At 40.1% G+C, this 12,590-nt stretch carries 10 protein-coding genes; 1 reads left to right on the plus strand and 9 read right to left on the minus strand.

Annotation, left to right across the window (positions count from 1 at the left end; all coding sequences use genetic code 11):
• The first annotated feature begins 54 nt into the window (after positions 1–54).
• A complete protein-coding gene (locus ABS768_RS12260; protein WP_408075251.1) occupies positions 55–750 on the plus strand; it encodes a DUF4397 domain-containing protein in 696 nt (231 codons plus the stop codon).
• A gap of 77 nt (positions 751–827) precedes the next feature.
• Here the strand turns inward: ABS768_RS12260 and ABS768_RS12265 are convergent, their stop codons facing one another.
• From ABS768_RS12265 to ABS768_RS12305, 9 genes are all read right to left on the minus strand, one after another.
• The gene (locus ABS768_RS12265) at positions 828–1,421 is read right to left on the minus strand and encodes a hypothetical protein (RefSeq protein ID WP_408075252.1); all 594 of its coding nucleotides are present in this window, start codon (positions 1,419–1,421) and stop codon (positions 828–830) included.
• A gap of 60 nt (positions 1,422–1,481) precedes the next feature.
• Positions 1,482–2,702, minus strand: coding sequence for a BaiN/RdsA family NAD(P)/FAD-dependent oxidoreductase (locus tag ABS768_RS12270; protein ID WP_408075253.1), 1,221 nt, complete (start codon positions 2,700–2,702; stop codon positions 1,482–1,484).
• Positions 2,699–3,385 (minus strand): glycerophosphodiester phosphodiesterase, encoded by a 687-nt coding sequence (locus tag ABS768_RS12275; protein WP_408075254.1) that lies wholly within the window; start codon positions 3,383–3,385, stop codon positions 2,699–2,701. Before ABS768_RS12275 ends, ABS768_RS12270 begins: the two co-directional genes overlap by 4 nt.
• 94 nt (positions 3,386–3,479) lie before the next feature.
• Complete coding sequence (locus ABS768_RS12280; protein WP_408075255.1) at positions 3,480–4,910, minus strand: alpha-amylase family glycosyl hydrolase; 1,431 nt, start codon at positions 4,908–4,910, stop codon at positions 3,480–3,482.
• 5 nt (positions 4,911–4,915) lie between these two features.
• The gene (locus ABS768_RS12285; RefSeq protein WP_408075256.1) at positions 4,916–6,751 is read right to left on the minus strand and encodes a glycoside hydrolase family 13 protein; all 1,836 of its coding nucleotides are present in this window, start codon (positions 6,749–6,751) and stop codon (positions 4,916–4,918) included.
• A gap of 70 nt (positions 6,752–6,821) precedes the next feature.
• A complete protein-coding gene (locus tag ABS768_RS12290; protein WP_408075257.1) occupies positions 6,822–9,131 on the minus strand; it encodes a glycoside hydrolase family 65 protein in 2,310 nt (769 codons plus the stop codon).
• 1 nt (position 9,132) lies between these two features.
• Positions 9,133–9,789, minus strand: coding sequence for a beta-phosphoglucomutase (pgmB, locus tag ABS768_RS12295; protein WP_408075258.1), 657 nt, complete (start codon positions 9,787–9,789; stop codon positions 9,133–9,135).
• 13 nt (positions 9,790–9,802) lie between these two features.
• Entirely contained in the window at positions 9,803–11,161 is a 1,359-nt protein-coding gene (locus tag ABS768_RS12300; RefSeq protein WP_408075259.1) for an MFS transporter, read from the minus strand.
• A 204-nt stretch (positions 11,162–11,365) separates the two neighbouring features.
• The gene (locus ABS768_RS12305) at positions 11,366–12,388 is read right to left on the minus strand and encodes a LacI family DNA-binding transcriptional regulator (RefSeq protein WP_408075260.1); all 1,023 of its coding nucleotides are present in this window, start codon (positions 12,386–12,388) and stop codon (positions 11,366–11,368) included.
• Positions 12,389–12,590: the final 202 nt, after the last annotated feature.

The raw sequence follows: 12,590 nt of genomic DNA on the forward strand, positions 1-12,590 counted from the left end.
AACCATAAACTTATCCTGAAAAAATTTATATTAGGTTAAATAAACTGTGTGATTATGAAAACGAAAATTTTAAAATCCCTACTACTACTCCTTCCGGTTTTGGCTTTTATAGGCTGTAATACGGATGACGACTATTATTACTATTATCCCGACCCAAATGTTTCGCTGGGTATGATTGCCAATGCCAGTCCCGACTCCGGTGATTTGTTTTTTTATGCTGATGCCAACAGTATAAACAGTTCGGCTTTAAATTATCCAAATGCTGCCGGTTACTACAACTTCTATTTAGGCGACCGTACTTTCAGTATACAGGATGCCGCCGGTAACGAGCTTGCATCTGTAGATAAAACCCTTGAGGCAGGTACTTTTTTTAGCGTATTTGCCGTAAATACTTTTGCCAATATAGAACTGGTAGTGTATGATGATGTATTGGAATACCCTTCTACCGCCGATAAATCAATGGTACGTTTTATCAATCTCTCTCCCGATGCTCCTGCAATAGGTGTTAACCTACAGGATAATGAACTAGCAAGTGGTATTGAGTTTAAACAGGCAACTGATTTTATTGAAATTGACAGCGGTACTCATACCCTTACTTTTACCAACCCCGACGGAGAAGTACTATACACTTATGCAGATGTCAACTTTACACCCAAAAGCATTTACACCATTTATACCAAAGGCTACGTTACCCCGCCCGATGGTAGCAATGACAGCTTTAGTACCAGGAGAATAAGAAACTGGAACTAACTTAAACATTAATCATTTACCCAAAAAGCCCCTTCTATAGAAGGGGCTTTTACATATAATAGAATATACCTAAGCAGTTAATTTTTCAGGATAACAAACCAGTCCCAATCGGCAGGATCTCCTACGCCTACACTAGGTGTGTACAAATACAAATTGACTTTTGAATCAGGATTACTCTCCCTGTATTCTTTTACCACAGCCAGATTACTTACTGACGACCAAATCCCGTTATAGTCAATATTATCATAATAAAAATTAAACTCCTCATTAAAATACGATTCAAACTGTGATTCTGCAGGCTGAGTAACAGTACCGTTAATTGTAGAAAATGTTTCTGGGGCATCAATACTTTCAGGATATGTCATTTCACCCATACCGGCCCATACAATACCTCCTGCAAAAATTGGTTCAGACACTTCCTCATAAATAAGTGTAATATCTCCAAAATCACCAGGCGGGTTATAATCATAAATTAGGGTAAAGGCATCATTCTCAGGAAAAGCAAGTTCCTTACCACCTTCAAAAGTATTGGTAAGCAGGTCAACTTTTAGCAATACAACTTTGTTCCCCACAGGTAATTGATTATCATCTCCGACAGACTGAGTCTCAGAGTCATCAGAACAAGCCGTAAAAAAGGCTAAAAAACATAAAAGTAATAGTGATTTTTTCATAACATACAATTAATTGGTTTTCAATAAGATGCTATAAAATTAAAAAAGTTGCGTAAAAAACTAAATTTCTTCTAAAACCGATTGTGCCACTATGTATCCCCCAGTCCAGGCATTCTGGAAATTAAACCCTCCGGTAATGGCATCTATATTAAGTATCTCTCCTGCAAAATAGAGATCCTTTTGCATTTTACTCTCCATGGTTTTAAAGTTTACTTCCTTTAGTTCAATACCTCCCGCGGTTACAAACTCTTCCTTAAACGTACTTTTACCATTCACCTTAAACTCACCATTTACCAACTGTGCCACAAGTGCCAGTAACTGTACCTTGGAAACATCTGCCCAGCGTGCCTCTGCCTGAATCCCCGCCGCACTAACAAGGCTATGCCATAAACGGTTAGGAAAATCAAACGGACAATATTTTATAACCGTTTTTTTAGGCTGATCCTGTTTTAAGCCCCACAAGATTTCTTCACATTCCTCAAAATCTGTTTCGTTAAGCCAGTTTACCTGTAATGTAAACTGGTAGTTTTTATCAAAAAGTTCACGGGCACCCCAAGCCGATACCCTCAATATACCAGGACCACTCATCCCCCAGTGGGTTATAAGCAAAGGCCCGGATGCATTTAGTTTAGTACCTTTTACCTTAACGGAAGCCACTGCCGAAATACCCATTAGGTCTTTAATACGCGGGTCTTTTATGTTAAAGGTAAATAGTGATGGTACAGGTGGTACTATGGTATGCCCTAACTCGTGCATCATATCCCACATTTTAGGATTACTCCCTGTAGTCATTACCAGTTTTGCAGAAAGATAGGTTTCCTTTTGGGTTTCTATTTTCCAATAGTCTTCTGCCCTGTATATGTTTTGGATACTTTCGCCTGTTAAAACCTGTATACCCAAGCTTGCGGCTGCATTTAAAAAACAGTCTATAATGGTTTGCGAACTGTCGGTTACCGGGAACATCCTACCGTCTTCCTCAATTTTAAGTTCCACACCATGTCTTTCAAACCACTCAATAGTATCACCCGAACAAAAGCGGTTAAAAGGCCCTTTTAGCTCCCTTTCCCCACGCGGGTAGAACTTAGCCAAATCATTAGGAATAAAACAGGCATGGGTTACATTACACCTGCCCCCTCCCGAAATACGGACTTTAGACAACACTTCCTTGCCACGTTCCAGTATTGCTATTTTAAGTTTAGGGTTACCCTCGGCTATATTAATAGCCGTAAAAAATCCGGCAGCACCCCCGCCGGCAATTACTACATCAAAACTTTTACTCATAAACGCTCGGGATAGTCAGACATAATTCCGTCAACCTCATATAATTTCATTCGTTCAATATCTTCAGTCTCATTTACAGTCCAGGTATATACCTTATAGCCTGCCTGCTGTGCTTTTTTCACATTACTTTCGGTAAGCAGTGAAAAATGTGGGTGAATGGCTTTTGCCGAAAACTCCTCTGCCCATCTCCACGCCTGGGTAACACTGGCCTGTGTTAGTATACCCAAATGAATATTAGGATTCATATCGTGCATTACCATTAATTCTTCCCTTTGAAAACTGGACACTATAAAGTCGTTATACGTAAAGCCTTTTTCGGCTATATACCTTTCCATAAGCTCTGAAACCGGAACCGCCGTATGGCGCCCCTTTAGTTCAATATTCAGGAAGCATTTCTTACCTACCAACTCCAAAACCTCCTCCAACGTAGGGATTTTATACTCACCTTCCACTGTTAGTGCCTTTAGCTCGGCAAGTGTCATTTTATGTACTTCTCCAGATCCGTTTGTTGTCCTGTCTACCGTAAAATCGTGTATTACTACCAGTTCTCCGGTACTGCAAACATGAACATCAAGCTCCAATCCGTTCACCCCTATATCAAGAGCATACTGAAAAGAAGCCAGCGTATTTTCGGCTACATGAGCTTTTGCCCCCCTGTGCCCTATTTTAAGGATTTGTGACATACCTGAATATTTTTGTAAAGATACTCCTAAATATACAAAAAAGCACAGGCAGAAAACTACCTGTGCTACTCTAACAACTATTTATGAGAAAAAATTATTTTGTGAGTACCCAATATTGCCAAGGGTCAAACTTATGCTCCTGGCCGGGAGCCAGCTGTACCTTTTCTCCTGTAATGTAGTTAGTATAAGTACCTTCTACAGGCAGGGTAAAGGTTTGAGTATCCTTAGTAAGGTTAGCTACAAAAATTACTTTTTCACCATCTTTTTCCCTTGCAAAAGCAAGAATATTTTTATCCATGGAAGTCGCTATCCTGTTATAATCAGCAGGGTGTTTTCCTCCGTTTAGTGCTTCGTTAGTATTTTTAAGTACGCCCAGTTTTTCATAAATCCCAAACATCTTTCCTTTCTCGTGAGAAATCTCATCTTTCTCAAAGAACTTTAAACGGCGTTCAAAATCATACTCCTGACCCGTATAAATAAGCGGCATACCCGGCATTACATAAGTTAATGCTGCAAAAGCTTCGGCTGCGTCACCCATTCTTTCATATTCGCTACCATTCCATGCATTCTCATCATGATTAGAAGTGAAGTTCATCCAAATATCCTCTTTCTTATAATCGCTTTCCTGTTTTACCATAAGGGCATCCCAGTCGGCAACTGTTTTTTCACCTTTGGCAATATCATTCATAAGGTGGTGGGCATTCCAGCCATACCCCATGTCAAATATTCCGTTAAACAGATAAGCCTTATTAGACTCCATAAGCATAAACACAGGCTTTACTTCCTTTAGCTTAGGAACAGCAAACTGCCAGAATTCTGTAGGGACGTTATCGGCTACATCACAACGGAAACCATCAATATTATGTTCCTTAACCCAGTATAGCATTTCGTTTTTCATAGGCTCATACAGTACTTTACTTGTATAATCCAAATGCGCCACATCAGTCCAGCCCCAGCTTTCGCCTGTTTCGGGGTTAAGCGGATCGGTCACCTCACCTTTAGCATTTTTATGGTAATATTCAGGATGCTCGGTAATCCATTTATGGTCCCATCCCGTATGGTTAGCTACCCAGTCCAGTATTACATACATACCGTTTTCATGTGCGGTATTTACCAGATTTTGGAAATCTTCCATTGTACCTAAATCAGGATTTATGGCCGTGTAATCAGAAATGGCATAATAACTCCCTAAGTATTTTTTACGCTCTTCCGGATCCTGTATATCCTCTACCGAAAGGTCTCCGGTAGCTTTCCTGTTTTTCATGGAAATAGGGTAAACCGGCATAAGCCATACTATTTTAACTCCCAGTTTTTTAAGTTCAGGAATATCTTTGGCAAAAGCATTAAAGGTTCCTTCCTGCGAATAGTTACGGATGTTTGCCTCATAAATAACACTGTTTTCCATCATGGCATCGCTAACCGGAGCAAGGGTTGCAAATTCAGTTTTGGTCTTATCTTGATTTTTCAGAGTTTTACAACTTATAAAAGTCGCAAGAAAAACCCCTAAAAAAATTGTTTTCCTCATATCTCTTATTTTAGTTCCAGTACCATAACCGATTTTGGTTCCATGCTAATTTCGTTAGCAAGGTTTACTTTCTTTCCGGTAATCACATCGGTACCTGTTGTGTAGTTTTTTATGTTTTCGGCAAAACGGGCAGTACTAAATGTTCTTGTTTCGTTACTGTTGTTCATCACTACCATTACACTCTCTTTTTTGTTATGCCTAAAGTACACATACACGTTATTGTCCGGCAGGTAATGGGTTGTTTTACCGTTATGGATAACCTCCTTATTTTTTCTCCAGTTCAGCATTTTTGAAGTGAACTCAAAAAACTGCTGCTGTTGTGCAGTTCGCCCTGATTTGGTAAAGGCATTATTGCTGTCGCCGTTCCATCCACCCGGGAAATCCCTGCGGATATCGGCATCACCCTTACCCTTATCTCCTGCCATACCGATTTCACTACCGTAATATATTTGCGGAATACCACGCACAGTAGCAATAAGGGTTAATGCCATTTTGTATTTGTTAAAGTCTCCTTTATAAATCTCGTTAAAACGGCCTGTATCGTGGTTTTCCATAAATACAAGTATGCTGTTTACGTTTGGATACAAAAAGTCGTTGGTGAAGTTATCATATACTCTTTGCATACCCGCATCCCAGCCGGAATGGTCTTCGTTAAATACTCCGCCAATAGCATCGTGCAGGGTAAAATCCATCACACTTGGCAGGTAGGAATTGTAGCTTTGTATAGCTGCTATCTTACTGTCCTTTTGCCAATAGGCCATTTGCGCCTGGTCGTGCATCCAAACCTCACCTACAATATTAAAGTCAGGATATTCGTCTGTTATGGCTTTTGTCCATTTGGCAATACCTTCCTTATCGTTGTACGAATACGTATCTACTCGGAAACCGTCAAGATTGGCATACTCTATCCACCAGATGGCATTTTGTGTAAGATAGTTTAATACTAATGGGTTAGACTGATCTAAATCGGGCATCGAAGGCACAAACCAACCGTCCATACACTGCCTCGCATCAGTTTGTGATGCATTAGGGTCGAACTGAGTAGTCATCCTGTAATTGGACTGTGAATACCCCGGAAACTGATGAATCCAGTCGTACGAAGGCAAATCCTTATACATCCAGTGCTCTGCTCCCCAGTGATTGGTTACATAGTCCATAACCAGTTTCATATCGCGCTTTTTAAGCTCTGCCGAAAGGCGGACATAATCTTCATTAGTACCATATCTAGGGTCTATCCTGTACACATCACTTTGTGCATAACCATGATACGAGTAACCTTTGTCGTTATCCTCACAAAGTGGCGTACTCCATATTGTTGTTACCCCAAGCTCTTCAAGATAATCAAGGTTTTTGATAATCCCCTCAATATCCCCACCATGCCTTCCGTTTGGCTGACTCCTGTCGGCTTTCTCGTTTAGCTCTTTACTGGTATCGTTATCGGGGTTACCGTTTGCAAAACGGTCGGGCATTAAAAGGTAAATCACGTCCGACGCATCAAAACTATTTTTCTGTGAAGCCTCTTCTTTCCTTTCCTTAAGCATGTATTTTTCACTGAAAGCCGTTTTGTTCTTACTGTTCTTAAAGTCAAAAACAAGCTCTCCGGCAGGAAGTCCTTTAGTATCTATGGTCACAAAAACATAGTTCGGGTTTTCGGTTTTGATTACGTTGTTAATAACCACTCCGTCGCATACCGGCTGGTACTGTGCTATATTTTTTCCGTAAAACATAATTTGCAGTTCGGGGTTATGCATGCCGCTCCACCAAAAAGGCGGTTCTACCCTGTTTGCCTGTGCAAAAGTGAAAGCACAGCTAAAAAGCAATAGATAAAATATTTTTTTCATGTATAGTAATTTGATGCGGTATTATAAAAAAGCCTGTAGCCCTCTAAAGGTACTACAGGCTGTATGATCATTATATTGTTACTGCCTTGTTTGGCTCTACTTTAACTTCTTTACCATGTACAAATACGGTAAGTTCCTTATCACCTTCAAGGTTAAAACGTGTTTCTCCCGAGTTTACCGATATCTTCACAATCTGATTCCTGAAATTGATTTTGAACGAATACCCTTCCCATTGTTCAGGGATTCTTGGTTCAAAATGAAGATTTCCGTTTTTAACACGCATTCCTCCAAAGCCTTCTACAATACTCATCCAGGTACCTGCCATACTGGTAATATGAAGCCCTTCCTTCACCTCTTTGTTGTAATCGTCAAGGTCAAGACGCGATGTTCTGAGATAGAACGTATAAGCCTGCTCCATTCTGTCCAGTCCGGCTGCCTGTATAGAGTGTACACATGGTGAAAGCGACGACTCATGTACTGTAAACGGTTCATAGAAATCGAAGTGTTTCTCCAGGTCTTCTCTTGTAAAATGGTCTTCAAAGAAATAGAAGCCCTGTAACACATCGGCCTGTTTGATATATGGCGAACGAAGTATTCTGTCCCACGACCATTTTTGGTTAATAGGCCTCTGTGAACGGTCAAGATCACTTACCCTTACCATTTCCTTATCAAGGAAACCATCCTGCTGCAGGTATACACCATGCTCTTCCGAATATGGGAAGTACATATTATCGGCTACTTTCTGCCATTGCTGAATCTCTTCGGCAGTAAGGTTGGTTAATCCCATTATACGGCTATGGTCGGCAGTAAACTCATCTTTTACCTTAGTGATATTCTCTATAGCATAGTTAATACACCATTGTGCGATATAGTTGGTATACCAGTTGTTGTTTACGTTATTCTCATACTCATTAGGCCCTGTTACACCAAGTATCACATACTTGTTTTTAGCCGTAGAGAAGGTAGCCCTTTGATGCCAGAAACGTGCAATACCAATTAAAACTTCAAGTCCTTTTTCAGGGATATAGCTATAATCTCCGGTAAAGCGGTAGTAATTGTATATGGCAAAAGCAATGGCTCCGTTACGGTGAATTTCCTCAAAGGTAATTTCCCACTCATTATGGCATTCCTCACCATTCATGGTAACCATAGGGTATAGTGCAGCACCGTTAGTAAAGCCCAACTTTTGTGCATTCTCTATAGCTTTCCCTAACTGGTTATGACGATAGGTTAAAAGGTTACGTGCCACCTGCTGATCTTTAGTTGCCATGTAGAACGGAATACAGTACGCCTCGGTATCCCAATAGGTACTACCTCCGTATTTCTCTCCTGTAAATCCTTTAGGGCCTATGTTAAGCCTTGGGTCTTTCCCTAAATAGGTTTGGTTTAACTGGAAAATATTAAAGCGGATACCCTGTTGTGCTTTTACATCGCCATCAATAGTAATATCGGCCATTTCCCAAATACTTGCCCAAGCCTGTTTCTGTTCTTCAAGTAAGGCATCATATCCTTTGCTAACGGCATTAGCAATTACATTTTTGGCAGCATCAATTAGTGCTTCTTCTTCATGATTAAGTGATACGGTATAACCACCAAATTTCACTATGGCAGCCGTTTCACCCTGCTTGGCATCTATACTATAACTAAACTGAACCTTATCGTTAGTAGCTATAGTATCCTCTGCCACAGCAACCACTTCGGCACCATTAAGTAACAAACTGTTATGCATGTAAGTAGCAGCTGTAAAATGGGTTTTGAAAGTACGTGCTGTTACAAAGGCATTATTACCGGAATGTTGTACATCCAGCGGTTCCCAAAACTTCTCTTCCCAGTTGGCATCCTCATTTTTCACCCCTGCATCCACATAAGGCTTATATACGATTTGTGCCGACCGGTTAACCGGAGTCACCTCATATTTTATAACACCAAGCTCATCTGAAACCAGGGATAAAAACCTCCTTACGTTTACCGCCACTTCCGTATCATTTTGAAGTACTGCTGTAAACGAGCGGTTGTACCACCCTTCTTTCATATTAAGCTCACGCTTGTAATTTTTTATTTCCTTACAGGTATTAAGGTCTAACGCCTCACCGTTTATCTGTACCTCTATACCTATCCAGTTTGGTGCGTTTAAAACTTTTGCAAAGTATTCAGGGTAGCCGTTTTTCCACCATCCTACTTTAGTCTTATCAGGATAGTAAACACCTGCTATGTAGCTCCCCTGAAAGGTTGAGCCCGAATAGTGCTCCTCAAAATTGGCACGCTGACCCATAGCCCCGTTACCGATACTAAACAGACTCTCGGATGATTTTACCCTGTCTGCCTCAAATCCTTCTTCTATTATCGACCAATTATCCGGTACAATATAATCCTGATTCATTTTATTCGTTTACTAAGGTTTTTAAAAAGTTGTTGTCGATTTCAGTAAAATCGTTGAAGTTAAATCGGGCTTCGTTCAGGATATCTTTATGTCCTATACCCACACTTACCATATTTGCAATATTTGCGGCCTGTATACCCGCCACCGAATCTTCAAAAACAATGGAGTCCTGTGCTGTTTTGTCCAGCAATTGTGCTGCCCTTACAAAAACCTCAGGATCGGGCTTTGCGTTGGTAACATCGTTACCGTCTACAATAGCGTCAAAATAATGCAGTATGTTTACCTTTTCCAGTATTGGCCTTGCGTTTTTACTTGCAGAGCCCAATGCTATAAGCTGGCTGTTTTCCTTTAAAAAATCAAGTACCGGCACCACCCCTTCCAAAATTTCATCCTCTTTCATATTGATAATGTACCCCAGGTAGTCCTCGTTTTTTTCTACAAGCCACTTATCCTTATCTTCCTGTGAGGCCTCAATGTTCCCTAAACCTAAAATGATTTCAAGGGAACGCACGCGGCTCACACCCTTTAATAATTCGTTATGTTCGTGCGTAAAGTCAATACCCAGCTGTGCAGCTATTTTTTGCCAGGCTAAATAGTGGTATTTTGCAGTATCTACAATAACCCCGTCAAGGTCGAATATAAATGCTTTCTGCTTCATTTAGTCTTTTCTGTTATAATATTTCTGAATTCGATTTTAGGTCGTCTACGTCTTTCACCCTAAACACAAGCATTGCCGCTATAATAAGGCTCACACCGCTTGTTACAATGGCAAAAATGGCATCGTTGTTATAAAGATATTTAACCATAGGGCCGCCTATAAGGGCATTTATGATTTGAGGAATCACGATAAAGAAGTTGAATATCCCCATATAAACCCCCATTTTTAAAGGAGGTATGGATCCTGCCAGTATTGCATAAGGCATAGCCAGTATACTGGCCCATGCAATACCTACACCTATCATTGGGAGTATAGCCCAATACTCATCTGAAACAAAATAGATGGAGATAAGGCTTATCCCTCCTATGATAAGAGAAACAGTATGGGTTAGTTTTCTTCCTATATTTCTGGCTATTACAGGTAATGCAAAAGCAAAAATACCTGCCACCAGATTATATACTCCGAAAAGTACCCCTACCCAATCTCCGGCGTCATTGTATGCCTGACTTGAGGTATCTTCAATTGCCAGTCCGTAAATATGATGGGCAATTGCAGGGGTAGTAAACACCCACATCCCAAAGAGTCCGAACCATGAGAAAAACTGTACCCAGCTTAACTGGCGCATGGTTACCGGCATATGCCTAAAGTCAGTAAAAATGTCTGTAAGCTTTGGTTTGCTAACCGGTACAGGAATTTCATCTGCAGGGTCTTCAAAGGCTTTCAGTTCTTGTGGAGTATATTCTTTAGTTGTAGCAACAGTTATAGCTATAGTTAAAACCAGTATAGCTGCACCTATAATAAAGGAAAGGGTAAGGTTTAATGGTACCCCTCCGTTAACTGACTCGTTTGAAACTCCTAGCCAGTTTGTTAACACATAAGGTAGCCACGAACCTATAACCGCGCCAAAACCTATAAGTACCGTTTGCATACTAAAGCCTAATGTTCTTTGATCTGTATGCAGGTTATCGGCAATAAGCGCCCTGAAAGGCTCCATGGCAATATTAAAGGAGGCATCCATAATCATTAGCATACCTGCCCCAACCCATAATGTTGGGAAAACTGCCGTAAAAATATCTGCCTGTGGCATTAATATTAAACCTACCGAAGCAAGTACTGCTCCTACAAGGAAGAATGGTCTTCTCCTGCCCAGCTTTGTCCATGTATTATCACTGTAGTGCCCTACTATAGGCTGAACGATTAACCCCATAAGCGGAGCTACAATCCAAAACCAGGAAAGCTCGTGCACCTCGGCACCAAATGTTTGGAGAATACGGCTGGCAAAGCCATTTTGCAGGGCAAAACCCATTTGTATTCCCAGGAAACCGAAACTCATGTTCCATATTTCCCAGAAACCTAATTTACGCTTTTCCATTATCGTAATTTAAAATTTATAATACGATAAGCGCGTAGCTTATCAAAACTTACTTTTTGTTGCGAAGTGAAGTATAAGCTTTGATAATCAGTGACAAATATATAGCATTTTTAATGTACAAATGCTGTTTTAAATATTAAATTTTTTATTGAACAGTGTAAAATTAAAAAAACAAACAACTGAAAAACAACCATATACACCAAACTACAACGTTGGCGTAGATTCTCTTTCTACCAGGTGTGTTTCTATAACTTCGGTGCGGTAATGCTCGTCTTCCTCCTCCATTTCAAGTCGGTCAATAAGCATTTTTGCAGCGCTTCTTCCCATCTTTATACCGTTTTGGCTAACGGTTGTAATAGCAGGACTGGAGAACTGTGAAATAATACCATCGGTAAACCCTATTACCGAAAGATCATCAGGCACATTAACCCCCATTTTAGCTGCCAGTTTTATGCAGGTAACGGCAAACAGCTCGTTAACCGCAAATATAGCATCGGGCTTTTGTTCCTCCAGCAATCGCTCAATTTTAACCGAACAGTTGTCTATATCCTCTATCTTAACAATCATGTCCTCTTCGGCCATCATATTATTATCCCTAAGCGCTTTAAGGTAACCTTCAGTTCTTAGTTTACCTACACTCACATAATCTACCGTGGTAACAAGGGCTACTTTTTTAAACCCTTTATTGATAAGGTACTCTACCGCTTCATAAGCTGCCATTTGGTCATCAATAATTACCTTATCGCAAAAAACATCGTTAGTAATCCTGTCAAACATTACCACAGGCATCCCCTGGTTTATAACCTCTACTATATGATGAAAATCTTTTTTAAGCTGGGTTTCTTTTGAGAGCGACATAATAAAACCGTCTATGCTCCCTGTAGCAAGCATTTCCATATTGATTACCTCCTTATCAAACGATTCATCCGAAAGACACACAATTACATTGTATCCGTTTTCGTTTGCCACCTGCTCTATACCGCTGATTACGGTAGCAAAAAAGTGATGGACAATTTCCGGTATTATAATACCAATAGTCTTGGTCTTCTTGTTTTTAAGGCTTAACGCAATATTATTAGGCTTGTAATTATATAGTTTCGCAAATGCCTGAACCTTTTGTCTTGTATCTTCACTAATTTCAGGACTGTTTCTCAATGACTTAGACACTGTAGAGATAGATACATCCAATTCCCTTGCAATTTGCTTTAGAGTGACTTTTCTTTTCATTTCGTCGATAAAAAATAACTTTTCGTAACTAAAGGTAGTTTTAATTTTTGTTAGTCGCAATATTCCTACCTAAATATTGTAAATTAAAGAAAGTTTTCAACACGCAAACGTTTTCGGTAGGGTGTAATTACGAAAACGTTTTTTTGTGAGGAGATTTTACATAATTTTAACATTCGAAGTGAATTATAAGCAAAAACAAAAC

Source organism: Flavobacterium rhizophilum (assembly GCF_046000485.1).
Lineage (GTDB): Bacteria > Bacteroidota > Bacteroidia > Flavobacteriales > Flavobacteriaceae > Flavobacterium > Flavobacterium rhizophilum.